The 22,648-nt window shown below is 72.0% G+C and carries 22 protein-coding genes; 2 read left to right on the top strand and 20 right to left on the bottom strand.

All coding sequences use genetic code 11. The features are described from left to right. Position 1: 1 nt before the first annotated feature. The 13 genes from ACIP84_RS33600 to ACIP84_RS33540 form a co-directional block, all read right to left on the bottom strand. Positions 2-367, bottom strand: coding sequence for a YraN family protein (locus ACIP84_RS33600; protein WP_401803129.1), 366 nt, complete (start codon positions 365-367; stop codon positions 2-4). A 179-nt stretch (positions 368-546) separates the two neighbouring features. After that, positions 547-855: a DUF2469 domain-containing protein gene (locus ACIP84_RS33595; RefSeq protein WP_005311352.1), complete on the bottom strand. Its 309-nt coding sequence runs from the start codon at positions 853-855 to the stop codon at positions 547-549. A gap of 55 nt (positions 856-910) precedes the next feature. After that, positions 911-1,399, bottom strand: coding sequence for an NUDIX hydrolase (locus ACIP84_RS33590; protein ID WP_355960509.1), 489 nt, complete (start codon positions 1,397-1,399; stop codon positions 911-913). Positions 1,400-1,560: 161 nt separating this feature from the next. Beyond that, positions 1,561-2,337 (bottom strand): signal peptidase I, encoded by a 777-nt coding sequence (lepB, locus tag ACIP84_RS33585; protein WP_401803127.1) that lies wholly within the window; start codon positions 2,335-2,337, stop codon positions 1,561-1,563. A gap of 74 nt (positions 2,338-2,411) precedes the next feature. Then, positions 2,412-3,359 carry a signal peptidase I gene (gene lepB / locus ACIP84_RS33580; RefSeq protein ID WP_355960631.1) on the bottom strand — a complete coding sequence of 316 codons (948 nt, stop codon included), beginning with the start codon at positions 3,357-3,359 and terminating at the stop codon, positions 2,412-2,414. Beyond that, the gene (gene lepB, locus ACIP84_RS33575) at positions 3,328-4,323 is read right to left on the bottom strand and encodes a signal peptidase I (RefSeq protein WP_355960505.1); all 996 of its coding nucleotides are present in this window, start codon (positions 4,321-4,323) and stop codon (positions 3,328-3,330) included. The genes lepB (ACIP84_RS33580) and lepB (ACIP84_RS33575) overlap by 32 nt, the downstream gene beginning before the upstream one ends. Continuing rightward, entirely contained in the window at positions 4,316-5,221 is a 906-nt protein-coding gene (gene lepB, locus ACIP84_RS33570) for a signal peptidase I (RefSeq protein ID WP_401803124.1), read from the bottom strand. Before lepB (ACIP84_RS33570) ends, lepB (ACIP84_RS33575) begins: the two co-directional genes overlap by 8 nt. A 69-nt stretch (positions 5,222-5,290) precedes the next feature. After that, positions 5,291-5,641 (bottom strand): 50S ribosomal protein L19, encoded by a 351-nt coding sequence (rplS, locus tag ACIP84_RS33565; protein WP_015036473.1) that lies wholly within the window; start codon positions 5,639-5,641, stop codon positions 5,291-5,293. Positions 5,642-5,769: 128 nt separating this feature from the next. After that, positions 5,770-6,591 carry a tRNA (guanosine(37)-N1)-methyltransferase TrmD gene (trmD, locus tag ACIP84_RS33560; protein WP_401803122.1) on the bottom strand — a complete coding sequence of 274 codons (822 nt, stop codon included), beginning with the start codon at positions 6,589-6,591 and terminating at the stop codon, positions 5,770-5,772. Continuing rightward, positions 6,588-7,169, bottom strand: a complete 582-nt coding sequence (rimM, locus tag ACIP84_RS33555; protein WP_401803119.1) for a ribosome maturation factor RimM — start codon at positions 7,167-7,169, stop codon at positions 6,588-6,590. The genes trmD and rimM overlap by 4 nt, the downstream gene beginning before the upstream one ends. 116 nt (positions 7,170-7,285) lie before the next feature. Further along, complete coding sequence (locus tag ACIP84_RS33550) at positions 7,286-7,525, bottom strand: RNA-binding protein (protein WP_003980229.1); 240 nt, start codon at positions 7,523-7,525, stop codon at positions 7,286-7,288. A gap of 2 nt (positions 7,526-7,527) precedes the next feature. Continuing rightward, positions 7,528-7,971, bottom strand: coding sequence for a 30S ribosomal protein S16 (gene rpsP / locus ACIP84_RS33545; RefSeq protein ID WP_355960493.1), 444 nt, complete (start codon positions 7,969-7,971; stop codon positions 7,528-7,530). A 155-nt stretch (positions 7,972-8,126) separates the two neighbouring features. Continuing rightward, the gene (locus ACIP84_RS33540; protein WP_024755886.1) at positions 8,127-8,720 is read right to left on the bottom strand and encodes a hypothetical protein; all 594 of its coding nucleotides are present in this window, start codon (positions 8,718-8,720) and stop codon (positions 8,127-8,129) included. A gap of 361 nt (positions 8,721-9,081) precedes the next feature. Between ACIP84_RS33540 and ACIP84_RS33535 the strand changes: the two genes are divergently transcribed. After that, complete coding sequence (locus ACIP84_RS33535; RefSeq protein WP_355960488.1) at positions 9,082-9,807, top strand: methyltransferase domain-containing protein; 726 nt, start codon at positions 9,082-9,084, stop codon at positions 9,805-9,807. A 62-nt stretch (positions 9,808-9,869) separates the two neighbouring features. Here the strand turns inward: ACIP84_RS33535 and ftsH are convergent, their stop codons facing one another. From ftsH to ACIP84_RS33505, 6 genes are all read right to left on the bottom strand, one after another. Next, a complete protein-coding gene (ftsH, locus tag ACIP84_RS33530) occupies positions 9,870-11,795 on the bottom strand; it encodes an ATP-dependent zinc metalloprotease FtsH (RefSeq protein WP_401803115.1) in 1,926 nt (641 codons plus the stop codon). Between the two features lie 189 nt (positions 11,796-11,984). Then, a complete protein-coding gene (gene ffh / locus ACIP84_RS33525; RefSeq protein WP_401803112.1) occupies positions 11,985-13,538 on the bottom strand; it encodes a signal recognition particle protein in 1,554 nt (517 codons plus the stop codon). Positions 13,539-13,762: 224 nt separating this feature from the next. Next, entirely contained in the window at positions 13,763-16,231 is a 2,469-nt protein-coding gene (locus ACIP84_RS33520) for a [protein-PII] uridylyltransferase (RefSeq protein ID WP_401803110.1), read from the bottom strand. Between the two features lie 41 nt (positions 16,232-16,272). Then, a complete protein-coding gene (locus ACIP84_RS33515; protein ID WP_015036464.1) occupies positions 16,273-16,611 on the bottom strand; it encodes a P-II family nitrogen regulator in 339 nt (112 codons plus the stop codon). Then, the gene (locus tag ACIP84_RS33510; RefSeq protein ID WP_355960475.1) at positions 16,608-17,954 is read right to left on the bottom strand and encodes an ammonium transporter; all 1,347 of its coding nucleotides are present in this window, start codon (positions 17,952-17,954) and stop codon (positions 16,608-16,610) included. The genes ACIP84_RS33515 and ACIP84_RS33510 overlap by 4 nt, the downstream gene beginning before the upstream one ends. Before the next feature lie 582 nt (positions 17,955-18,536). Then, entirely contained in the window at positions 18,537-20,012 is a 1,476-nt protein-coding gene (locus ACIP84_RS33505) for a hypothetical protein (RefSeq protein WP_030325624.1), read from the bottom strand. 425 nt (positions 20,013-20,437) lie between these two features. On the opposite strand from ACIP84_RS33505, the gene ACIP84_RS33500 reads away from it, so the two are divergent. Further along, entirely contained in the window at positions 20,438-21,091 is a 654-nt protein-coding gene (locus ACIP84_RS33500) for a bifunctional DNA primase/polymerase (RefSeq protein ID WP_401803107.1), read from the top strand. A 63-nt stretch (positions 21,092-21,154) separates the two neighbouring features. On the opposite strand, the gene ftsY is transcribed toward ACIP84_RS33500, so the two are convergent. Further along, entirely contained in the window at positions 21,155-22,378 is a 1,224-nt protein-coding gene (gene ftsY, locus ACIP84_RS33495; protein WP_401803104.1) for a signal recognition particle-docking protein FtsY, read from the bottom strand. Positions 22,379-22,648 lie beyond the last annotated feature (270 nt).

The following is a 22,648-nucleotide window of genomic DNA, read 5'->3' as shown; positions in this document are numbered from 1 at the left end:
CTCAGGCCACCCCCTCGGCGTGGGTGAGGAGCGGGGCGCCGCGGCGGGGCAGGACGATGCCGATCAGGTCGATGCGGACGCCGCCGAAGGGAGCCGGGATGCCGTTGCGGTCGAGCCAGCAGGCGGCGAGCCGTCGGAGCCGGTCCGCCTTGCGGGGCGTGACGGCGGCCATCGGGTGTTCGTACGCGCCGTCGCGCCGGGTCTTGACCTCGCAGATCACGAGGGTGTCGCCGTGGCGCGCGACGATGTCGATCTCGCCGGTCCGGCCACAACGCCAGTTGCGGGCGAGGATGTGCATGCCGGTCGCGGTGAGCAGGCGGGCGGCCAGCTCTTCTCCGTACCGTCCGAGTGCTTGGGTCCTGTTCATGCGGTACCACCTCCGTCACCGAATGTGACGGAGCGGGCGGGATCGCGTGCGGCGCTGTGGACGGCCGAGGGCCTGTGGACAACTCGCTCACCCTCGCGGGTGAGGCCGGGTGAGCTCGGGGCAGTCGGGGGGGGCTCGGGGCAGTTCGGGGGCTCGGGCGCCGTCGAGTGAGAGCCGGATCAGCTGCCGGGGAGTTCGAGGTCGCTCTTGTTGAGCTCCTCGATGTTCACGTCCTTGAAGGTGAGAACGCGGACCTGCTTGACGAACCTGGCCGGCCTGTACATGTCCCAGACCCAGGCATCGGCCATGCTGACCTCGAAGAAGACCTCGCCCTGGACCGAGTGCACCTGCATCTCGTAGTCGTTGGTGAGGTAGAAGCGCCGCTCGGTCTCGATCACGTATTTGAACAGCCCGACGACGTCGCGGTACTCCCGGTAGAGCTTCAGCTCCATCTCGGTCTCGTACTTCTCGAGGTCCTCGGCACTCATGGCATGTTCCCCTTCAGCCGTGCGTCCCCCTATTGTGCGCCAGGCGGACGCGCCCCTAAACGATTTCCGGGGCGAGAACCACCGGTGCACGCGGAGGTCCCTCGTCGAGCAGCGTGCGCAGCAGCTCGGCGAGTCTGGTCGGGTACACCGTCTCACGGGCCGCCGACAGTTCGGCGGAGGTCCACCATCTGAGGCCCGCGAGGCTGCGGTTCTCCAGCTCGGTGAGGGCCTGGGGCCTGGGCGCGGCCTCGGTCCCCCGGGTGCGGGCGAGGTAGTACCACTCGTCCTGGTCCCAGCGGCGCCCGTCGAAGGGGAACGAGCAGTACCGCGTCCAGAGCACGGGCCCGAGGTCGATGTCGGTGATGCCGGTCTCCTCGGCGAGCTCGCGCACGGCCGCCTCCTGCCGGGTCTCGTCGCCCTCCAGGCCGCCGCCGGGCGTGAACCACCAGGTCTGGTCGGGGTGGTCGGGCTCGTACCCGTGCAGGAGGAGGATGCGGTCGTCGGCGTCGAGCAGGACGACCCGCGCGACCCGCCGCACCTCCACCTGCGGACCGGCACCCGGACCTGCGCCCGCACCCGGCGCCGTACCCGAACCGCCTCCCGGCGCCGTACCCGAACCGCCACCTGACTCGGCACCCGGCCAGGCACCCGGGCCGCTACCCGGCCCGGCACCCGGGCCCTGCGTCTGCCGTGCCGCGGAGTCCGTCATGTACCCACCTTCTCCCGCGCCCCGGGCGCCGTGCCCGCCGGTCGGCGCTTCGTCAGCCGGCCCACCCGCTGTACCACCGGGCCGTACGCTCCCCCGCCAAGCACCAGTACGGCTCCGGCCGCGATCGCGCCCAGGAGGGGCATGACGGGCCCGGGCTCCGAGATCCCGCCGGGCAGGCCGGCGAAGCCCGTGGGGCGGTCCAGGAGGCCCTTGGCGGGCCAGACCACGGCGTCGACCCTGGCGACCACCGAGGAGCGGGGCACGGAGCCCTGTCCGGCCTCCTCCATGTGCGTGCGGGAGTCGAGCGAGGTGTGCCGGTCGTCGCCGAGGAGGAAGAGGCTGTCCGCCGGGACGGTGACGGAGAACGCGGTCCCGGAGGCGACGGTCCGGCCGCCCGGTCCGGTCCGCAGATAGGGCTCGTCGACGGGCTTGCCGTTGACGGTGAGGCGGCCGTCCCCGTCGCAGCAGGCGACGGTGTCGCCGCCGACCGCGGAGACCCGCTTGACCATGGGGGTGTTGCCCCAGAGGGGGTCGGTGAAGACGACGACGTCCCCGCGCCGTACCTCCTCGCCGTCGACGCGCTGGGCGAGGATCTTGGATCCGACGTCGAGGGTGGGGGTCATGGAGTCGGTGGGGACGGAGTACGGCTGGTAGAGCAGGGCTCCCCAGACGAGGCCGCCGAGGAAGAGCACACAGCCGACGGCCACGGCCAGCCCCGACAGCCTGCTGCCGAGGCTGCCGTGGCCGCCCTTGGTCCGTATGTTTCCGCTCATGCGCGCACCCCGTAGGTCTGTCGGCGGACCGTTGGTCTGTCGACGGTCCGGGACGGCACCCTACCCGCGGGTCACTACTCGGCGGTATGCCGTGCGGCGACCTTCTTCCGGCGCCACAGGACCAGCGGGAGCGCTCCGGCGAGGCCGGCCGCGCCGAGGGGCGCGGCGCTCAGGGCCTTGTCGAGCGCCGGGTTGTCGAAGATGTCCGGCACCGGGAGGGTGGCCCAGCGGGTGACGGGCCAGGCGATCACGACCGCACGGCCCACGACCTCGTCGTCGGAGACGGTGCCGCCGCCGGGGAGCTGCTGGTGGAAGCGGGAGTCGAGGGAGTTCTGGCGGTTGTCGCCCATCACCCAGATGCGGTTCTCGGGCACCTTGATCGGCCCGAAGGAGTCCTGGCAGGGGACGGAGCCGGGGTAGAGGTACGAGGTCTCGTCCAGCGGCACGCCGTTGAGGACGACCTTGCCGCCCTCCTTGCAGGACACGGTGTCGCCGCCGACGGCGATGACCCGCTTGATGAGGTCCTTCTCCTCGGCGGACGGCATGAGGCCGATGAAGCTGAGGAACTTCTGCACCACGTTGGGCGTGGGCGTCTCCTGGCCCTCGAGCCAGCCGCCCGGATCGTGGAAGACGACGACCTCGCCGCGCTCGGGCTCGGAGCCGAACCACGGGGTCAGCTTGTCGACGAGGACCCGGTCGCCCCGCTGGAGGGTGTTCATCATCGATTCCGAGGGGATCGAGAACGCCTGCACCAGGAAGGTCTTGATCAGCAGGGCGAGTACGAGCGCGATGCCGACCAGCAGGGGCAGTTCCTTCCAGAAGGAACGCGGCTTCTTGGGGCCTCGGCCGGAGCCGCCCGCCGTCTCGTCACCGTCGTCCGGCGTCCCGCCGTCCGGTGCCCCGCCGCTCGGCGGCTGCGCCTGCCCTTCATCCGTCACGTCGTCACCCGTCGTGTCATCGCCGAAGGCCCCGCCGGCCCTCTTGTCGGGCTCATCGTGTCCGGATCGTGCGCCGACGGCCAAATCCCCCACATCCACTCCTCAGTCCGTGCGATCGCCTGCCCCGGAACAGGGACAGGCCCACCACTCCCATAACGAGCAGAAGTTCCGCAGGGGTCGGGAGCCCGGGGAATCCGTTCAGATTCCGCTGGGACACACTATGCGACGGACCGAGCGCGGTACCGGAACCCGCACGGGCGTCCGGTACCGCGGCGAAGGTGCCGCGTTCCTCCAGGCCCCGCCAGTGCGCGACGGGCCAGGCGATCACCACGGCACGGCCCACGACCTGCTCCTCGGAGACGGTGCCGTGGTCCTTCTCCTCAAGGTGGAAGCGGGAGTCGGCCGAGTCGGAGCGGTGGTCCCCGAGGACGAAGATCCGGCCCTGCGGGACCTTCACCTCGAAGGGGATGGTCGACGGCTCGTTGCCCGGGTGCAGGTACGGCTCGTCGAGCGGTACGCCGTTGACGGTGATCCGCCCGTCCTTGCCGCAGCAGCGGACGGTGTCGCCCCCGACGGCGACGACCCGCTTGATGAGGTCGCGGTCGTCGGCGGAGGGCAGCAGCCCGATGAAGGTGAGGGCCTGCTTGGCCTGCTTGACGCCGATCGGGTCGTCGGCGGGCGGCGCGGCCTCCTGCTGGAGCCAGTTGCCGGGGTCCTTGAAGACGACGACGTCGCCGCGCTGCGGGCGGGAGCCGAACCAGGGCGTGAGCTTGTCGACGAGGACCCGGTCGGAGATGCGGATCGTCTGTTCCATGGAGCCGGAGGGAATGACGAACGCCTGGACCAGGAAGGTCTTCAGGACGAGCGCGATGAGGACGGCCACCGTGATCAGGATGGGGATCTCGCGGATCGCGGAGCGCTGCCGGCGCCGCTTGACCTTGCGGGCGAGCCTGCGCCGCTCGGCCCGGCCCGGCAGGGCAGGGGCCTGCTCGGGTCCCTGGTCGGCGGCGCGCCCGGCGCCGCCCGGAGGCCGGCCCCGGCTACCCATGGGGCGCCGTCCCGTGTCCGCCGGCCGGAGCCGCGGGTACGGCGTCGAAGACGTCGGTCTCCTGGACCGTGGACCAGCGGTCGAAGGGCCAGGCGATCCAGTCGGCGCGGCCGACGACCTTGTCGACGGGGACCATGCCGCCGCCGGGGTTCCCGAGGTGGTCGCGGGAGTCGCTGGACTGGCTGCGGTGGTCGCCCATGACCCAGAGCCTGTCCTGCGGGACGACGATGTCGAAGGGCACGCTGGACGGCTGGTCGCCGAGCATCACGTAGCGCTCCTCGACGGCGACGCCGTTGACGGTGAGCCGGCCGTTCCTGTCGCAGCAGACGACCCGGTCGCCGCCGATGCCGACGACCCGCTTCACGAAGTCGGTCTCGTCGGGCTCGGCGAGCCCGAGGGCGGCCGCCCCGTCGTGCAGCAGACCGGTGACGGGATTGCCCCGGGGCTGTTCCCGTACGAAGGATCCGGTGCCGTCGAAGACGACGACGTCGCCCCGGCCGGGCCCATTGCCGAAACGGTACGCCAGCTTGTTGACCAGGATCCGGTCGCCGACCTGGAGGGTCGGTTCCATGGAGCGGCTGGGGATCAGGAAGGGCTGCATCACGAAGTGGCTCAGGAGCAGCAGGAAGGCCACGCAGGCGGCGCCCACGAAGGCCGTGCGCCGCCAGGAGGAGGCACTCCTCGCGGTCTTGGCGTCCGCCGCGGTGTCCGCCGCGTCCCCCGTGTCCCCCGTGTCCCCCGTGTCCTGCGCGTCGTTCGTTTCCTGCGCGTCGTTCGTTTCCTGCGCGTCGTTCGTTTCCTGCGCGTCGTTCGTCTGCTCGGAAACGCGCGCGGAGCGCGACCCGTCCTCCGTGTCGGAAGAGGGGTCGCGCTCCGTGTGCTGTGCTTCGGTGTCCATCGGGGGCAGAGCCTATCGGGACTGCCTGTGCGAGGGCTCGGAAGCGTCGAGCGTGCCGGGAGCCTGAGCTCAGCGGTCGCGCTTCTCCTTGATCTTGGCGGCCTTGCCGCGCAGCTCACGGAGGTAGTAGAGCTTGGCGCGACGGACGTCACCGCGGGTGACGAGCTCGATCTTCTCGAAGATCGGGCTGTTCACCGGGAAGGTGCGCTCGACGCCGACGGAGAACGAGACCTTGCGGACCGTGAAGGTCTCGCTGACGCCCGAACCCTGGCGACGGATGACGACGCCCTTGAACTGCTGGATACGCGAGCGGTTGCCTTCGATGACGCGCACGTGGACGTTCACGGTGTCGCCGGGACGGAAGGCGGGGAGGTCGGAGCGGAGCGAACCCGCGTTGACCTGGTCGAGCAGGGAGGCCATGGAGGTCTCTTTCCTCGCTGATGCCACAGGTCATCAGCGGTACGTTCGAAGTGATTCGGAAGATCGTCCGTTCCTGGCGGCGTCGTTCCCCCTGTGGCAGGGGCGCGCGCCGGACGGACGACAGCGGCCTATTCTTCCACGCCGTCGAGCTTGCGCCAAAATCGGCCGCCGGGCTCGGGCGCCCAGCCCATCATCGAGAGGATCTCGCGGTCCTTCTTGTCGAAGGCCGCCGGGTCGCAGCGCTCGATGAGATCGGGCCGGTGGGCCGCGGTGCGGCGGAAGGCCTCGTCGCGCCGCCAGCGGGCGATCTTGCCGTGGTGCCCGCTGAGGAGGACGTCGGGGATGCCACGGCCGCGCCACTCGGGGGGCTTGGTGTAGACGGGTCCCTCGAGGAGGTTGGCCATGGCGCCGGGGGCGAAGGAGTCGTCCCGGTGGGACTCGGCGTTGCCGAGGACGCCGGGCAGGAGGCGGGCGACGGCCTCGGTGACGACGAGGACGGCCGCCTCGCCGCCGGCCAGGACGTAGTCGCCGATGGAGACCTCGTAGACGGGCATCCGGGTCGCGTACTCGTCCATGACGCGGCGGTCGATGCCCTCGTAGCGGGCCGGGGTGAAGATCAGCCAGGGCCGCGCGGAGAGCTCGACGGCGAGCTCCTGGGTGAAGGGGCGGCCGCTGGGGGTCGGGACGACGAGGACGGGGCCGTGGGCGCCGCTCTCGTAGCCGTCGGCGAGCGTCTGGTCGAGCGCGTCGCCCCAGGGATCGGTCTTCATGACCATGCCGGGGCCGCCGCCGTACGGGGTGTCGTCGACGGTGTTGTGGCGGTCGTACGTCCAGTCCCGAAGGTCGTGGACGTGGACGTCGAGCTGTCCGCGCGCGCGGGCCTTGCCGACCAGGGAGACGTTCAGCGGTTCGAGGTACTCGGGGAAGATCGTGACGACGTCGAGCCTCATGCCTTGGCCTCGCCGGACTCGTCACCGGGCGCGGTGTCGGAGTCGTCGCGGGAGGAGACGATCTCGGCGCGGTCGTCGATCAGACCGGGCGGCGGGTCGATGACGGCCCGCTGCTCCTCCAGGTCGATCTCGGTGACGATCGACTCCACGAACGGGATCATCAGCTCGGTGCCGTCGGGACGCTCGACGATGAAGAGGTCCTGGGACGGCAGGTGCGAGATCTCGGTGATGCGGCCGATCTCGGTGCCGTCGGCGAGTACCACGTCCAGGTCCATGAGCTGGTGGTCGTAGTACTCGTCCTCCTCCTCGGGCATCTCCGTGGGGTCGATCTCGGCGATGAGGAGGATGTTGCGCAGGGCCTCGGCGGCGTTGCGGTCGCGGACGCCCTCGAAGCGCAGCAACAGCCGGCCGCTGTGCACCCGGCCGGTCTCGATGGTCAGCGGCCCGGCGGCGGCCGGGTCGGTGAGCAGTACGGCACCGGGGCCGAGCCTGAGTTCGGGCTCGTCCGTGCGTACCTCGACGGTGACCTCGCCCTTGATCCCGTGGGCGCGGCCGATCCGCGCGACTACCAACTGCACTGCTCCACACTCTCCTGTCACACAGCTCGTACGACGCGAACGACAACGGGCCGGGGTGGGCTCGAAAGCCCTCCCCGGCCCGTGCCGGCACAACTAAGGTGATGCTGCCGGCCTGCTCAGCGGACCTGGTCCACGTCGACGAGGTCGACCCGGATGCCACGGCCGCCGATGGCGCCCACGACGGTACGCAGCGCGCGTGCGGTGCGGCCGTTGCGGCCGATCACCTTGCCGAGGTCGTCCGGGTGGACCCGGACCTCCAGCACGCGGCCGCGGCGCAGGGTGCGCGAGGCGACCTGCACGTCGTCGGGGTTGTCGACGATGCCCTTCACGAGGTGCTCGAGAGCCTCCTCGAGCATGATCAGGCCTCGGTCGACTCGGTGGACGCGGCCTCGGCCTCGTCCGCCTTCTTGTCGGCCTTCTTGGCCTTCGGGGTGATGGCCTCACCCTTGTCGTCGCCGCTCTCGAGGGCCTTCGCGAACTCGTCGAACGAAGCGCGCTTGGCCTCCTTCGTCGCGGGGACGAGCAGAGCCTTCTCGGGGGCCGGGAGGCCCTTGTGCTTCTGCCAGTCGCCCGTGAGCTTCAGGATGGCGAGAACCGGCTCGGTCGGCTGGGCGCCGACGGACAGCCAGTACTGCGCACGCTCGGAGTCGACCTCGATACGCGACGGGTTGTACGTCGGGTGGTAGAGGCCGATCTCCTCGATCGCGCGACCGTCGCGGCGGGTGCGCGAGTCGGCGACGACGATGCGGTAGTGCGGCTGGCGGATCTTACCGAGGCGCTTGAGCTTGATCTTGACTGCCACTGAAGTGGTGTCTCCTGGTCTTGACGTGGTTGGGCACTTTGAGATGCCACGTGGGGTTGCGGTACTCGGATGCCCGATGGACGCGTCAGCCGGAGGAGAGAGGGGTCCTGTGCGACTGTCGAGTACAGCTAGCCATTGTGCCACACACCGCGAGGTCAGCTCGCGGCGCCCACGGTCTCCGGGATGCGGAAGGGCTTGCCGCAGCCGCCGCAGACGATCGGGGCCTGGGCGAGCACCGAGGGCACCACGCGCACGTTGCGTCCGCAGTCGCAGACGGCCTTGACGCGGACGCCGCCGCCCGAGGAGCCGTGCCGGGCGGCCGGTCCGCGGAAGGAGCGCTTGGTGTCGGCCGCCGTGGCGACCGTGTGGGCCTTCAGGGCGCGCTGCAGCCGCTCGATGGTGGGGCGGTAGCGCCGCCTCGCCTCGGGGTTGAGCGTGACCAGGGAGAAGCCGCTGCTGGCGTGTGGCTCCTCGGGGTGGTCGAGGCCCATCTCCTCGGCGATCGCGAGGAATCTGCGGTTGTGGTAGCGGCCGGCGCGGGAGGTGTCGCGGACACCCCGGGCGGCGGCGATGCCGTGGACTGCCTCGTGGAGCAGTCGTTCGAAGGAGAGCTCGGCGCCGCAGGCGGACGAGGACTCTCCGATCAGGGACTCGGGCGCGGCAAGGTCGGGCAGCTCGGGGTGGTGCCGCTGAATGTCGGCCCACGCCTGTGCCAGCTCTGCGGCGAGAACAGGTGGTGTCGTGCTCACGTCGCGTACAACGAGCCGAAGTGCCCCCGGGTTCCATTCCGGGGCATCCCAAATATTTTGCACGTACCCGTCAGTTGCCGTTGATGTGTCGCGACGAGGGCCAGTGCGCAGATCTGCGGAGGAGTCACGCAGGGGGCGTCAAGCTGGTGCGTAGCGGCGCATACGCCCCGGCGTGTGGCCGTGGTGCGCGCGCCCCTTGGGAAACGGCCGCCCGGGCGGACCGGGAAGCGTGGCAGGGACATTACCGGGTCGTCTCTCTTCCGGACGAATCGGTGCGGTGCGAGCACTGGACGCGGCACGGGATGCGCAGTTCCCTGGCTACGGGGGGTCGTCGTCCGAGCACGGATTGGGGCAGTTTTCCATGACACCTACGCTCGTCCCGTACCACCCCGCGCGTGACTGGGCCGAGATCCAGGAACGGATGCTCGTCCCGCTCTACGAGGCGGTGTACGACCGCCTCGGCGTGGGCGCCGGGACCCGGGTCCTGGGCCTCCGCTGCGGCTCCGGACTGGCGCTTCTCATGGCGGCGGCGCGGGGCGCCCGGGTGGCCGGCGTGGACCGGGACCACGCGCGCGTGGAGCTGGCGAGGGAGCGGCTCCCCGAGGACGTGACGGTCACGGAGGAGCCCCCCGAGGGAGACACGTACGACGTGATCACGGCCTTCCACACGACGGACGCGCTGCTTCCGGAGCTGGCGGCGCTCACCCGTACGGCCCAACCGGGCGCGACGGTCGTGCTCGCCGGCTGGGGGCCTCCGGAGCGGTGCTCCACGGAGGCGGTGCTGCGGGTCGCGGCCCGGCTCGCGGACCGCAGGCCGCGCCTCAGGACGGACCTGGAGGGGCTGGTGGCGGGGGCGGGGCTGCGACCGGCCGGTTCGGGGCGGGTGGCCTGTCCCTTCGGGTACGCCGACGAGGGCAGCGCGGTGCGCGGGCTGCTGTCGACGGGGGCGTTCGACGAGGCCGTGCGGGCGACGGAGCTCGCCCAGGTCGAGAAGGAGATCGAGGAGGCGCTCGCCCCGCACGTGCGCGCGGACGGCACGGTGTGGATGCCGAACGTCTTCCGGTACGTCGTCGCCCGGGTGCCGTAGCGCCCGCGGCCTCCCGACGCTCGTGCGCCTGGTGGTGTGAGCCCGGTGGTCCGGCCGTCGGCTCAGTCCTCCCGCGGGGCCCGCGTGATGCCCGCCGCGCGGTAGGCGTCGGCCTCTTCCAGGGTCTCGTTCTCCAGGAGCGCGGCGGCCAGCGCGTCCAGCTTGTCGCGGTGCTCGTGGAGCTGCCGTACGGCGCTCTCGTAGCACTCGTCGACGATGCGGCGCATCTCCGCGTCGACGGTGTCGAGGGTGGCGGGGGCCGCCGAGAGGCCGTACGCCTGCTGGGCGTCGCCGGGGATGGCGGTGAGGCGGCCGACGAGCTCGCTCATGCCCCAGCGTCCCGCCATGCCCCGGGCGATGCCGGTGACCTGCTCCAGGTCGCTCTCCGCGCCGGTGGTGACGACGCCGAAGACGACCTGCTCGGCGGCCATGCCGCCGAGGGCGCCGATGATCCGGCCGCGCAGATACTCCTCGGTGTAGGCGTACCGGTCGGCGTCGGGGGTGGAGAGCGTGACGCCGAGCGCACGGCCCCGGGGGACGATGGTGATCTTGCGGACCGGGTCGGCGCCGGGCTGGAGCATGCCGAGGAGGGCGTGGCCGCTCTCGTGGTACGCGGTGCGGCGACGCTCCTCCGCGGGCATCACGAGCGGCCGCTCCGCGCCGAGCTGGACCTTCTCCAGGGCGTCGGAGAGGTCTGACTGGGTGACGGCCCTCTGGTGCCGCTTCACGGCGAAGAGGGCCGCCTCGTTGGCGAGGTTGGCGAGCTCGGCGCCGGTCATGCCGGGGGTGGTGCGGGCGACGTGCTCCAGGTCGACGTCCTTGGCGAGCGGGATCTCCCGGGTGTGGATCCTGAGGATCGCCTCGCGGCCGCCCCGGTCGGGCGGGTTGACGTGGACGATGCGGTCGAAGCGGCCGGGCCGGGTGAGGGCGGGGTCGAGGACGTCGGCGCGGTTGGTGGCGGCGAGGACGATGACGCCCTCGGAGCCGGTGAAGCCGTCCATCTCGGTGAGGATCTGGTTGAGGGTCTGCTCGCGCTCGTCGTGGCCGCCCATCCCGGAGCCGCCGCCGCGGGCCCGGCCGATGGTGTCGATCTCGTCGATGAAGATGATCGCGGGGGCGACCTTGCGGGCCTCGGCGAACAGCTCGCGGACCCGGGAGGCGCCGACGCCCACGATCATCTCGATGAACTCGGACGCGGAGGCGGAGAAGAACGGCACCCCGGCCTCGCCCGCCACGGCGCGGGCGAGGAGGGTCTTCCCGGTGCCGGGCGGGCCCGCGAGGAGCACGCCGCGCGGCATCCTGGCGCCCATCTCGCGGTAGGCCTGCGGGTTCTTGAGGAAGTCGACGACGTCGTTGAGTTCGCCCTCGACCTCGTCGATGCCGGCGACGTCGGCGAAGGTGGTGCGCTTGTCCCCGGCCTCCAGCTCGACGGGTCTGGGCGGGGCCTTGCGGCCCAGCATGCCGCCCGCGCCACCCATGCCGGAGCTCATCCGGCGGGCGATGAAGATCCACAGCACGACGAGCAGCAGCATCGGCGCGAGCGAGATGAGGAGGTTGGCGAGGAAGCTGCGCTCCTGGACGACCGGCTCCGCGGTGACGGTGACGCCCTTCGAGGTCAGCTCGCCCCAGAGGTTGTCGTCGGCGAACGCGGGCCGCTGGGTGACGAACTTGCTGTAGTCGCCCTCGTCGCCGTTGGGCAGGGGCTGCTTGTTCTTCAGCTCCCCCTGGATGGCGTCGCCCTTGGAGTAGATCTTGGTGACGTTGCCGGCGGTCACCTGCTTGCTGAACTCGGTGTACGAGATCGTCGGCTCGTCGCCCCGGTTGAAGAACGACAGCACGAGGTTGGCGATCAGATAGACGACCAGGGCGGTGAGGATGAGGCCTCCCCAGCCGCCGGGCATCTTCCTCTTCGCCGGCGGTGGCGGCGGGGCCCCTTCCGAGCGCCAGGGCTGGTCGGTCCGGTCGCGCGGGGGGACGGGGTTGGCCACGTGGCTCTCCTCGGGGCGGCTGTGGGCCCAGTATCGAAGAGCGGGCCGAACGCGGCATCGCGGGCGGTCCGGAGGGATGAGAAGGGGCCCGGGGCGGTTTCACACCGCCCCGGGCCCCTCACGCCGGCCTCGGGCACGCGGCCCGGTCGGCTCGACAGAGCTCACCGGGCACGCGGCCCGGTCGGCTCGTCAGCCCATGAACTTCTTGAACTCGTCCGGCAGCTCGAAGTCCTTCGGCGTCTGCCCCGGCGCCGGCAGCCCGAAGGCCCCGCCCTGCTGCGCCTGGTCGCGGCGCTCGGCGGCGGCCTGCTCCTCGGCCTTCCGCTTCATCGGGTTGCCGCTCTTGCGCTTGCCCTTGGCCTGCTTGACCTGCTTCTTCTGCCGGCCCGGACCGCCGCCCATGCCGGGCATGCCCGGCATGCCGGGGAGGCCGCCGCCCTGGGCCATGCGGGACATCATCTTGCGGGCCTCGAAGAACCGCTCGACGAGGCCCTTGACCGCGCTGACCTCGACGCCGGAACCCTTGGCGATACGGGCGCGGCGCGAGCCGTTGATGATGGTCGGGTCGTGGCGCTCGCCCGGGGTCATCGACTTGATGATGGCGGCCGTGCGGTCGACATCCTTCTCGTCGATGTTGGCGATCTGCTCCTTCATCTGGCCCATGCCCGGGAGCATGCCGAGGAGCTTGGAGATGGAGCCCATCTTGCGGACCTGCTCCATCTGCGCCAGGAAGTCGTCGAGCGTGAACTCCTGGCCCTTCTTCGACGCGAGCTTCGAGGCCATCTTGGCGGCCTCTTCCTCGTCGAAGGTCTGCTGCGCCTTCTCGATGAGGGAGAGCACGTCGCCCATGCCGAGGATGCGGGACGCCATGCGGTCCGGGTGGAACGCGTCGAACTCGTCCAGCTTCTCGCCGTTGGAGGCGAACATGATCTGCTTGCCCGTGACGTGCGCGATGGAGAGCGCGGCACCACCGCGGGCGTCGCCGTCGAGCTTGGAGAGCACGACGCCGTCGAAGCCGACGCCGTCGCGGAAGGCCTCGGCGGTGTTGACCGCGTCCTGACCGATCATGGCGTCGACGACGAAGAGGACCTCGTCGGGGCTGACGGCGTCGCGGATGTCCGCGGCCTGCTGCATCAGCTCCTGGTCGATGCCGAGGCGGCCGGCGGTGTCGACGATGACGACGTCGTACATCTTGGTCCGCGCGAACTCGATCGAGTCCTTCGCGACCTGGACCGGGTCACCGACGCCGTTGCCCGGCTGCGGGCCGTAGAAGGCCACGCCCGCGCGCTCGGCGACGACGCCGAGCTGGGTGACGGCGTTGGGGCGCTGGAGGTCGCAGGCGACGAGCAGCGGGGAGTGGCCCTGGCCCTTGAGCCAGAGGCCGAGCTTTCCGGCGAGGGTGGTCTTACCGGCACCCTGGAGACCGGCGAGCATGATCACGGTGGGCGCGGTCTTGGCGAACCGCAGGCGCCGGGTCTCGCCGCCGAGGATGCCGACGAGCTCCTCGTTGACGATCTTGATGACCTGCTGGGAGGGGTTCAGCGCCTTCGAGACCTCGGCGCCGACGGCCCTCTCCTTGACGTTCTTGATGAACGCGCGGACTACCGGCAGGGCGACATCGGCCTCAAGGAGTGCGATACGGATTTCCCGGGCCGCACTGTCGATGTCCTGCTCGGAGAGGCGGCCTTTGCCCCGGAGGGACTTGAAAGTCGCGCTGAGGCGGTCGGAAAGCGTATCGAACACAGTGGTCGCGATCCTCGGGTCGGGGCGGATGGTCGCCACCCAGGGTATCCGGCCCCAGGACACGACCGCCCTTGCCGGTCGAATTGCACCGGCAAGGGCGGGACCCCCGCTGATGCGGGGAGCACACGGCCTCGGACATGCAGCCATGGCCACGGAGTGGACCGCCCCCGCTCGCGCGGGGAGCACTCCGTGCTCGACGACCGGCATGCGCCGAGGTCACGCCCTCACCGCAACGCCTCCTCCAGCGTCCGCGTCAGGTCGATCGCCTCCTCGTCGGACAGCAGGGAGCCGTCGGGCCGGGTCACGTACAGGGTGTCGACGGCGTTGGCGCCGAGCGTCGACACATGCGCGCTCCGCACGCGTACCGCCGCGCCCTCCAGGGCCCGGCCGATGCGGTGGAGGAGGCCGGGCGCGTCCTGGGCGCGGACCTCGATGACGGTGGCGAGGCGGGAGTCCGCGGCGGCGACGGTGACGCGGGGCGGCGGCGCGGTGAGGCCGCGCCTGCGGGGGTAGGCGGCCTCGCGCTCGGCGAGGCGGGCGGGGATGTCGAGGGAGCCGTCGAGGGCGCGGACGAGGTCGGCGCGGAGCCGGGCGGCCTCGGGCAGGGAGCCGTATTCGGCGGCGACCCGCCAGTCGAGGACCAGGACGGGTCCCGAACCGGCGCCGAGGTCGAGCGGGAGCTCGACGGCGCGGAGGTCGGCGGCGCGGACGGTGAGCCGGTGCAGGGCGAGGACGCCGGCGACGGCGGGCAGGACGCCGGGCTGGTCGGGCAGGGCGATGACGAGTTCGACGCCGACCGGTTCGGGTTCCTCCGGTTCCGCGACGACCGGTTCGGTGTGGAGGGCGAGGACGGGTTCGCCGGTGCGCAGGGCCTCGATGGCGAGCCGTTCCTGTTCGGCGCTGGGGGCGGCGGCCTCGGGGTCCGGCGGAGTCTCCCCCGCCAGGACCCCGGCGACCCGTTTGACCAGGTCGGCGACGAGCGAGGCGCGCCAGGCGGACCAGGCGGCGGGTCCGGTGGCGAGGGCGTCGGCCTCGGTGAGGGCGTGCAGGAGCTCCAGGGTGCCGACGGTGCCGACGGCGGTGGCGACGGCGCGGACGGTGGCGGGGTCGTCGAGGTCGCGGCGGGTGGCGGTCTCGACGAGGAGCAGGTGGTGGCGGACGGCGGTGGCGAGGGTGACGACGTCGGCGCGGTCGAAGCCGATACGGGTGGCGAGGTCGCGGGCGATGGTCTCGCCGGCGACGGAGTGGTCGCCGGGCCAGCCCTTGCCGATGTCGTGGAGGAGCGCGGCGACGAGGAGGAGGTCGGGGCGGCCGACGCGGCGGGTGAGCGAGGAGGCGCGGACGGCGGTCTCGACGAGGTGGCGGTCGACGGTCCAGGTGTGGACGGGGTTGCGCTGGGGGCGGCAGCGGACGCGTTCCCAGTCGGGAAGGAGCCGGGTGATGATCCCCTCGGCTTCGAGGGCTTCCCAGACGGGGACGGTGGCCTCGCCGGCGCCGAGCAAGGTGACGAGTTCCTCGCGGGCCTCGGCGGGCCAGGGCACGGGCAGCGGGGTGGCGGTGGCGGCGAGGCGGCGTACCGCGTGCAGGGAGATCGGCAGGGCGGACTGGGCGGCCGCCGCGGCGGCCCGCAGGGGCAGCACGGGGTCGCGTTCGGGCCGGGCGGTGCGGGCGAGGACGACCTCGCCGTCCATCTCGACGACGCCTTCGGCGAGCGGGGTGCGCTCGACGGGCGGTTTCCCGGTGGCGGTCCGGCCGGCGCCGCCCCGGCCGCCGAGGAGGGCGCGGAGGCGGGGCCGGGCGGAGCGGGCCTTGAGGACGCGGTTGACCTCGCGCCATGTGACGTCGGTGGCGTACGAGATGGTCCGGGCGGCCTCGTACACCTCGCGGAGCAGGGTGTCGGCGTCGAGGAGACCGAGTTCGGCGGCGACGGCGTCCTGTTCCTGGAGGGCGAGCCGGTCGGTGGCGCGGCCGGTGGTGAGGTGGAGGGCGTCGCGGGCGTCGAGGAGGCGGCGGCGGGCGGCGTCGAGGCCTTCGCGGGGGGCGTCGGCGAGCCAGGAGGCGGCGACGGCGCGGAGGGCCTGGGCGTCGCGGAGGCCGCCCCTGGCCTCCTTGAGGTCGGGTTCGAGGAGGAACTGCAGCTCGCCCATGCGTTCGGCGCGTTCGCGGCAGAGCGCGTCGAGTTCGGGGAGGCGTCGGGGGGCCTGGTTGCGCCAGTCGGCGAGGACGGTGGTGCGCAGGGCGGCGACGAGTCCGTGGTCGCCGGCGAGCGGCCGGGCGTCGAGGAGGCCGAGGTGGACCTTGAGGTCGTCGGCGGCGGTGGCACGGGCCTCGGCGGCGGTGCGGACGGAGTGGTCGAGGGCGAGCCCGAGGTCCCAGACGGGGTACCAGATGCGGTCGGCGAGGGCGGCGATGGCGGCCTTGTCGGCGGTGCCGTCGTGGAGCAGCAGGAGGTCGAGGTCGCTGCGCGGGGAGAGCTCGGCGCGGCCGTAGCCGCCGACGGCGACGAGGGCGACCCCGCGGGGCGGTGCGGCGGCCGCGAAGAGCGCGGCCAGCCAGTCGTCGGTGAGCCGGGCGAGGGCGGCACGGCGCGGCGGCCCGGACCGCTCCTTCTCGTGGAGGAGGAGCAGCCGGGCCGCCGCGTAACCGCCGGGTCCCGAATCTTCGGTCTCTTCGCTGACTTCGAGGCTCGTCACCCGGCGGCTCCTTCGTTGCTTACGGTGCGTCCGGCCGCTGTCTACAGGGCGTCCGGGCCGCGCTCGCCCGTGCGGACGCGTACGGCGGTCTCGACCGGCACGCTCCACACCTTGCCGTCTCCGATCTTGCCGGTTCGGGCGGCCTTCACGACGACGTCGATGAGCTGTTCGGCGTCCTCGTCCTCGACGAGGACCTCGATGCGGATCTTGGGGACCAGGTCGACCGTGTACTCGGCGCCCCGGTAGACCTCGGTGTGGCCGCGCTGGCGGCCGTAGCCGCTGGCTTCGGTGACGGTGAGGCCGTGGACGCCGAACGCCTGGAGGGCCTCCTTGATCTCGTCGAGCCGGTGCGGCTTCACGACCGCGGTGATGAGCTTCATGCGTCCACCTTCTTGTTCTCCGTGACGGCCGGGGCGGGGGCGGCGGTGGAGCGCGAGGACGCGCCGCCACCGGCTCCGCTGAAGTCGTACGCGGTCTCGGCGTGCTCGACCTGGTCGATGCCGGAGACCTCGTCGTCCTCGCTGACCCGCATGCCCATCGTCTTGTCGATGAGGAGCGCGAGGATCGCGGAGGCGATCAGAGAGTAGGCGAGGACGGCGACGACGCCGACGGCCTGCTTGCCGAGCTGCTCCAGGCCGCCGCCGTAGAAGAGGCCCTTGGCGTCGGACTGGACGCCGCCGGTGGCGAAGAGGCCGACGAGGAGGGAGCCGAGGACACCGCCGACGAGGTGGACGCCGATGACGTCGAGGGAGTCGTCGTAGCCGAACTTGTACTTGAGGCCGACGGCCATGGCGCAGAGGAGACCGGCGACGACGCCGATGGCGATCGCGCCGAGCGGGCTGACGGCGCCGCCGGACGGGGTGATGGCGACGAGACCGGCGACCGCGCCGGAGGCGGCTCCCAGGGTGGTGAAGGAGCCGTGGCGGATCTTCTCGTACGCGAGCCAGGCGAGCATGGCGGCGGCGGTGGCGACCTGGGTGTTGACGAACATCACCGCGCCGACGCCGTCGTCGTTGCCGAGCCAGGAGCCGGCGTTGAAGCCGAACCAGCCGAACCAGAGGAGACCGGCGCCCAGCATCACCAGCGGGAGGCTGTGCGGGCGCATCGGGTCCTTCTTGAAGCCGACGCGCTTGCCGATGACGAGGATCACGCCGAGGGCCGCGGCGCCGGCGTTGATGTGGACCGCCGTTCCGCCGGCGAAGTCGATGACGCCCATCTCGAAGAGCCAGCCGCCGGCGCCCCAGACCCAGTGGGCGACGGGGAAGTAGACGACGGTGACCCAGAGGGTGATGAAGAGGGCCCAGGCGGTGAACTTGACGCGGTCGGCGAGGGCGCCGCTGATCAGGGCCGGGGTGAGGATGGCGAACATCAGCTGGAAGACGGCGAAGACGTACACCGGGATGGTGTAGCCGTCCCAGAGCTCGGTGACGCCGATGCCGCTGAGGCCGACGTAGTCGGAGGACCAGCCGATGATCGAGCCCGAGTCGGTGCCGAAGGCGAGGCTGAAGCCGAAGAGCACCCACAGGATCGTGACGATCCCGAGGCTGATGAAGCTCATCATCAGCATGTTGAGGGTGGACTTGACGCGGACCATGCCTCCGTAGAAGAAGGCGAGTGCCGGGGTCATCAGCATGACCAGGGCGGAGCAGATGAGCATGAACCCGGTGTTGGCGGCGGACAGCTCGGGGGCGTCTGCTGCCAGGGTCGTGATGGCTGGTGCCATCGGCGTCTCCTCGTCGTCGAATGCGGCCTGTGCGGGGGCGGGGCCGTCGGGCGGCTGCGGCCGTGAGGGGTGGCCGGTTATGGGCCAGAGATTCGCGCAGGGCGGTTTCCGCCGATGCCGCTCGATGTTTCGGAGCGGTGACGAAGGGGTGGGGCGTGTTACGCGACCGTGAACGGCCGCATCACAGGGAGGTAACGCCCGTATCCTCCGCACGGGGGAATCGGGCCGGAAGGGGCGTCGCGTCGCACACGGGAACCGGCCGGGACCAGCGCCCAGGGGACACGGGAGGCGGGCCTGTCCACGGCCGGGAGGCGGGCCTGGACACGGGCCGCGAGGGGCCGTCGCCGGCACACCGGGAGGCGGGCCCGGACACGGGCCGCGAGGGGCCGTCGCCGGCACACACCGACCCGGCCCGGGGAGCCGCCCGCGGCACACACGAACCCGGTCCGGGGAGGCGCCGGCGGCACACGCGGACCGGCCGCGCCTGGCGTCCGTGTGACCTTGCGGCGGGGGAGCCGAGTCGGGCAGTACGGGACGTCCGGCGCGGCCGGAGTACGGGTGGCGCCGGGGGCGCCGGGTGGGTCAGACCGCTTCGGCGGCCTCGGGGAGCAGCTGGGTGAGCCGGTCGGTGAGGTGGACGACCTCGGCGACGTCGCTGTAGTTGCGGGCGGCGTGGTCGACAGTCTTGCGGAGTCGGGTGTTGACCCGCTCGGAACGGATGCTGCGGGCGACTCCGAGGGCCTTCTCGGCGAGGACGACGGACTGCTCGGGCTCGCGCTTGAGGAGGTGGACGGTGGCCATGCCGATGAGGTTCAGCGCGTACGACCGCTGGTGGTCGGGGTCCTTCTCGAAGAGTTCGACGGCCCGCTCCATGACGGGCTCGGCGAGCGAGGCGTACGTCGGGGAGCGTCCGGCGACGTAGGCGAGGTCGCGGTAGGAGTGGGAGTTCTCGCCGTTGAGTTCGGCCTCGGAGAAGAAACCGATCCAGTCGGGCTCGGGCTCGCCGTCGAGGCCGACGTCGGCGAAGGTGTCCTCGGCCATCCGGACGGCCCGCTTGCACTTGGAGGGCTGCCCCATGTTGGCGTAGGCGCGGGCCTCCATCGCATACAGCATGGCCTGGGTGCGCGCGGTGGCGCAGTCCCGACTGCCGTACTGGGCGAGATGGATGAGTTCGAGGGCGTCGTCGGGCCGGCCCAGGTGGATCATCTGGCGGCTCATCGAGGACAGGATGTACGAGCCGAGGGGCTTGTCGCCGGCTTCCTTGGCGGCGTGCAGGGCGAGCACGAAGTACTTCTGGGCGGTGGGCTGGAGGCCCACGTCGTAGCTCATCCAGCCGGCGAGTTCGGCGAGTTCGGCGGCGCAGGTGAAGAGGCGCTTGGCGGTGGCGGCAGGCTGGGGCTCCTGGAGGAGGTCGGTGACCTCGTGGAGCTGGCCGACGACGGCCTTGCGGCGCAGTCCCCCGCCGCACTGGGCGTCCCACTTGCGGAACATGGCGGTGGTGGATTCGAGGAGGTCGAGTTCGATCTCGGAGAGCCGGTTGGGGCGGCGGGCGTCGGCGAGCGGGTCGGGGCGCTCCAGGTCGCCCGCGGGGGTGGGGACGAGCCAGCGCTGCATCGGTTCGATGAGGGCGGGTCCTGCGGCGAGCGACAGGGAGGAGCCGAGGAAGCCGCGGCGGGCGAGCATGAGGTCGCTGCGGGAGAACTCGCCGAGCAGGGCGACCGTCTGCGGTCCGGCCCAGGGCAGGTCGACGCCGGAGACGGAGGGCGACTGGTGGGCGGTGCGCAGACCGAGGTCCTCGATGGCGACGACGGAGCCGAAGCGCTCGGAGAACAGCTCGGAGAGGATCCGCGGGATGGGCTCGCGCGGCTGCTCGCCGTCGAGCCAGCGCCGGACGCGCGAGGTGTCGGTGGAGATGTGGTGCGCGCCCATCTGGCGCGCCCGGCGGTTCACCTGGCGCGCGAGTTCGCCCTTCGACCAGCCGCTGCGCACGAACCACGAACCCAGCTGCTCGTTCGGGCGCTTGCCGGCAGTCGTACCGTCTGCGCCGTTGCCGCCCACAGGAACGCCCCCATCCACCTGATTGTCTGTCATCCGAACCCCTACCAGAATGCCGCGTCCCGCGGCACCCGTCCGGCGTTCGCACTCCTTCGAACTGGAAACCGGGTTGCCTCCGGCATACCCGCGTGCGCAAGCGACCCCGGGCTTCGAGTACCGAAAGTAATCCTACGATCACCCCTCTACGAGGGCGATTCAAGAAACGCCACCATTCGCCACCCCTTCGAATGAACTCGCCGCCCGTGGAACGCGATTCACTTGACATGCGACGAACCGGAGTCGGCGGACGGATGCGCGGAGAGGCGCGCGCACCGGCCCGCACCACCCCGCACACGACCGCGCGCCACCCTCGGGGACGGAACGTGACGAAGGGTGACGACGGTGCTCCGGGTCGTAACCACCGGCGCGCTCGACCCGTTGGAGGGGACATGGGTTTCACGATCGGCGGCATTCGTGAGATGCGGTCCGGCGCACGCCGCCGCGTTCGCACCACGGAGTGCACAGCGGTGGCCGAGTACACAGGGCTGTGGGGCTGGGACGTGGTGCCCGGAGCGCGGGCCGTCTCCGGCCAGTGCTCCTGCGGGGATCCGGCCTGTCCAGCCCCGGGCGCGCACCCCCTCTCCTTCGCGGAACCGGTACCGGCCGGCGCCGGCCTCGACGACGCGACCAAGGCGTGGTCGGAGTACCCCGGCGCCGCGCTGCTGCTGCCGGTGGGCCGGGCCTTCGACGTGATCGAGGTCGCCGAGGCCGCGGGCCGCCGGGCGCTCGTCCGGCTGGAGCGCATGGGGCTGCCGCTGGGCCCCGTGTGCGCGACACCAACCGGCCGGGCGCGGTTCTTCGTGGCCCCCGGCGCGGCGGCGGAGCTCCCGCAGCTGCTCTACCGGATGGGCTGGGACGACGCCGATCTGGATCTGCACTGCCTGGGACCCGGGACCCATGTGACCGCTCCCCCGTCGGACCTGGGCGGGCTCGGTCCGGTGCGCTGGCTGCGGCCCCCGACGCTGGACACGGCGGGCGCGCCGCCGCAGGCGCGGCTGCTGCTGGGCACGCTGGCGTACATCTGCCACCGCACCCACTTCTGAGCCCGGGTACGCGGAAGGGCCCTCGCCACCCGGCGAGGGCCCTTCCGCGTGTCGTACGGGGCGTCAGTCGTCGATCAGGGCGTCGACGAAGGCTCCCGGCTCGAAGGGCGCCAGGTCGTCCGGGCCCTCGCCCAGTCCGATCAGCTTGACCGGGACGCCCAGCTCGCGCTGGACGGCCACGACGATGCCGCCCTTGGCGGTGCCGTCGAGCTTGGTGAGCACGATGCCGGTGATGTCGACCACCTCGGCGAAGACACGGGCCTGGATCAGACCGTTCTGTCCGGTGGTGGCGTCGAGGACGAGCAGGATCTCGTCGAGCGGGCCGTGCTTCTCGACGACGCGCTTGACCTTGCCGAGCTCGTCCATGAGGCCGGTCTTGGTGTGGAGGCGGCCCGCGGTGTCGATGAGGACGACGTCGGCGCCCTCCGCGATGCCCTCCTTGACCGCGTCGAAGGCGATCGACGCCGGGTCGCCGCCCTCCGGGCCGCGGACGGTCCGGGCGCCGACGCGCTCGCCCCAGGTCTGGAGCTGGTCGGCGGCGGCGGCACGGAAGGTGTCGGCCGCGCCGAGGACGACGGACTTGCCGTCGGCGACGAGGACTCGGGCCAGCTTGCCGGTGGTCGTGGTCTTGCCGGTGCCGTTGACGCCGACGACCATGACCACGCCGGGCACGTCCGAGGGGCTCTCGGTGTGCACCGTGCGGTCCAGGTCGGGGCCGAGCAGGGTGACGAGCTCCTCGCGCAGGAGCGCGCGCAGCTCCTCCGGGGTGCGGGTGCCGAGCACCCGGACCCGCTCGCGCAGCCGCTCGACGAGCTCCTGGGTGGGAGCGACGCCGACGTCGGCCGTGAGAAGGGTCTCCTCGATCTCCTCCCAGGTGTCCTCGTCGAGGTGCTCGCGGGACAGCAGCGTGAGCAGCCCCTTGCCGAGCGAGTTCTGCGAGCGGGCGAGCCGGGCCCGGAGCCGTACGAGACGGCCGGCGGTGGGCTCCGGGATCTCGATCTCGGGCGCCGCGGGCTGGGCGACGACGGGGTCCTCGACGGCGGCCGGCGTCTCGACGGCCTCCCCGGCGGGGAGTTCGACCTCCTCGACCGTGCGGCGTGGTTCCTCCCGCGGCGTCTCCGCCTCCTCGCCGACATGCGGTTCGGCGGGCGGAGCGGTGATGGTCGGCGTGGTGGACGGCGGCTCGGCCGGCGGCAGCTGCTTCTTCTTGCGACCGCTGATCACGAGTCCGCTCGTCACGGCGACCGCGACGACCAGAGCGATGACTACAGCAAGGATGAGTTCCATAACCCGACCAGTATGGCGTGACCGCCCGCGTCCCCTCGTTCTCGCGGCGAGGGCGTGCCCCTCCGGGCCGGGCCGGTCCGCCGTTCGGCCGCACGCCGGCGGGAAGCCCCTCGGCGGCGGGGCCCGCCACCCGCCCGGGCTCGGGCGGGGGTGGGGGCGCTAGGCGCTCCGGGAGGGGGCGGCGGCCCCTTCTGCGGTCTGACGCGCCCTTTGCCCGTGAGGGCGCGAATGTACGATGTTCGGACCCCCACACCTTCGTACGGAGTACCC

Origin of the sequence: Streptomyces sp. NPDC088707 (assembly GCF_044752725.1) — a bacterium.
Taxonomy (GTDB): Bacteria; Actinomycetota; Actinomycetes; order Streptomycetales; family Streptomycetaceae; genus Streptomyces.
This window is presented reverse-complemented; position numbering and strand designations above follow the sequence as displayed.

Bases quoted from the DNA above. Each gene is read 5' to 3' on its own strand.
- rplS (WP_015036473.1), bottom strand. From the start codon at position 5,641: ATGGCCTCCCTGCTCGACCAGGTCAACGCGGGTTCGCTCCGCTCCGAC.
- lepB (WP_401803124.1), bottom strand. From the start codon at position 5,221: ATGGACACCGAAGCACAGCACACGGAGCGCGACCCCTCTTCCGACACG.
- ACIP84_RS33510 (WP_355960475.1), bottom strand. From the start codon at position 17,954: ATGGCACCAGCCATCACGACCCTGGCAGCAGACGCCCCCGAGCTGTCC.
- ACIP84_RS33550 (WP_003980229.1), bottom strand. From the start codon at position 7,525: ATGCTCGAGGAGGCTCTCGAGCACCTCGTGAAGGGCATCGTCGACAAC.
- ACIP84_RS33595 (WP_005311352.1), bottom strand. From the start codon at position 855: ATGAGTGCCGAGGACCTCGAGAAGTACGAGACCGAGATGGAGCTGAAG.
- ftsY (WP_401803104.1), bottom strand. From the start codon at position 22,378: ATGGAACTCATCCTTGCTGTAGTCATCGCTCTGGTCGTCGCGGTCGCC.
- ACIP84_RS33500 (WP_401803107.1), top strand. From the start codon at position 20,438: ATGGGTTTCACGATCGGCGGCATTCGTGAGATGCGGTCCGGCGCACGC.
- ACIP84_RS33515 (WP_015036464.1), bottom strand. From the start codon at position 16,611: ATGAAGCTCATCACCGCGGTCGTGAAGCCGCACCGGCTCGACGAGATC.
- trmD (WP_401803122.1), bottom strand. From the start codon at position 6,591: ATGAGGCTCGACGTCGTCACGATCTTCCCCGAGTACCTCGAACCGCTG.
- ACIP84_RS33535 (WP_355960488.1), top strand. From the start codon at position 9,082: ATGACACCTACGCTCGTCCCGTACCACCCCGCGCGTGACTGGGCCGAG.
- ACIP84_RS33600 (WP_401803129.1), bottom strand. From the start codon at position 367: ATGAACAGGACCCAAGCACTCGGACGGTACGGAGAAGAGCTGGCCGCC.
- lepB (WP_355960505.1), bottom strand. From the start codon at position 4,323: ATGGGTAGCCGGGGCCGGCCTCCGGGCGGCGCCGGGCGCGCCGCCGAC.
- lepB (WP_401803127.1), bottom strand. From the start codon at position 2,337: ATGAGCGGAAACATACGGACCAAGGGCGGCCACGGCAGCCTCGGCAGC.